The organism is Streptomyces sp. WELS2, from assembly GCF_013870595.1.
Classification (GTDB): Bacteria; Actinomycetota; Actinomycetes; order Streptomycetales; family Streptomycetaceae; genus Streptomyces.
On record NZ_JACBWZ010001159.1, the window covers coordinates 1 to 1,603 of the forward strand.

Sequence of the window (1,603 nt, forward strand, 5' to 3'; positions counted from 1 at the left end):
GGCCGACCTGCTGCGGAAGCTGCTCGCCACGACGGCCGAGTGACCGGCCGGGCAGGGCGGAGGCGGAAGACGCCGGTGGCACCCGGGCACAGCGGGCGCGGACAACGCCGGGAGCCCGCCGGTCTCACCCGGGCACGGCGGGCACGGAAAACGCCGGGGGCGCCGGTCTCACCCGGGTACGGCGTACGCGCGTACCGACGGGAGGACGGGCGCCCCCGGCGAACGAACCGACGAGGCGGTCAGGCCTTGGCCCCCGCCCCGGACTTGACGTTGACGTTGGACGAGGTGGTGTCCTTCTTGGCCCGCGACTTGTCCAGCAGCATGACCAGACCGGCGATCACCGCGAACAGCACCAGCGGGAGGAAGACGTACAGGCCCAGCGTCTGGATGACGCTCAGGCCCGGGCCGGGGTCGTCACCGTCGTCGCGGGTCAGCGCGAGCGCGGGGGACGACATGAGCAGCATCATCAGCGTCGTACCGGCGGCCAGGGCGCCGGCGCGCAGGGCGTTGTTCTTGTCCACGCATTCAAGTTAGCGAACCGGGCTGAAGGCCGCGCGCCCGGGGTGCCTTACCGCCCCGGGCGCCCGGACCGGCGGGACGGGGGCCGGCACCCCCGCGCACCCCTCCCGGCACCCGGCACCCGGCACCCGGACTCAGCCTCCCGGCGCCCGGTCCTCCCGGAGCACGTCCAGCAGCCCCCGCAGCCGCGGCGAGGCGACCAGTTCCTCCAGCGGGACCGGGCGGCCGTCCGGGTCGGCGAGCGGGAGGCGCCAGTTCGGGTATTCGTCCCAGGTGCCGGGCAGGTTCTGCGGACGCCGGTCGCCCACGCCGTCCGGGAGCCAGACGCCGATCAGCCGGGCCGGCGTGCGCAGCAGGAAACGGTGGACCGCGCGGATCTCCTCCTCCTCGTCGGAGCCGGGCGGCCCGGCCGCCGTCAGGTCCAGCAGGCCGAGGCTGCCCAGCAGCGCCAGCCACTCGGCCGCGTCGGCGGTGGCCCCGGCCTTCTCCTCGGCGGCCGGACGGGTGAGCAGGCCGAGGCGGTCGCGCAGTTCGACGTGGTCGCCGGTGAGCCGGGCGGCGGTGGGCGGCAGATCGTGGGTGGTGGCGGTGGCCAGGCAGTCGGCGCGCCAGCGCTCGGGCGGCAGCGGGCGGCCGTCGCCCTCCCAGTCCCGCTCGAACCACAGCACGGAGGTGCCGAGCACCCCGCGCCGCTGGAGCGCCTCGCGCACCCCGGGCTCCACGGTGCCCAGGTCCTCGCCGATCACCAGCGCCCCGGCGCGGTCGGCCTCCAGGGCGAGGACGGCGAGCATGGCGTCGGCGTCGTAGTGCACGTAGGTGCCCTCGGTGGGCGGGCTGCCCTCGGGCACCCACCAGAGCCGGAACAGTCCCATGACGTGGTCGACGCGCAGGGCGCCGGCGTAGCGGAACAGGGCGCGCAGCAGCTCGCGGTAGGGCGCGTAGCCGGTGGCGGCGAGCCGGTCGGGGCGCCAAGGAGGCAGGCCCCAGTCCTGGCCGCGGGCGTTGAAGGCGTCCGGCGGGGCGCCGATGGACATGCCGGCGGCGAACACGTCCTGCTGGGCCCAGGCGTCGGCGCCGCCCGGGT

At 76.3% G+C, this 1,603-nt stretch carries 2 protein-coding genes; both read right to left on the bottom strand.

From position 1 onward, the window contains the following. Positions 1-239: 239 nt before the first annotated feature. The gene (locus H5J33_RS34600) at positions 240-521 is read right to left on the bottom strand and encodes a hypothetical protein (RefSeq protein WP_181798617.1); all 282 of its coding nucleotides are present in this window, start codon (positions 519-521) and stop codon (positions 240-242) included. A 132-nt stretch (positions 522-653) separates the two neighbouring features. Further along, the coding region (locus tag H5J33_RS34605; protein WP_181798618.1) for a 4-alpha-glucanotransferase at positions 654-1,603 on the bottom strand (950 nt) is incomplete at its 5' end.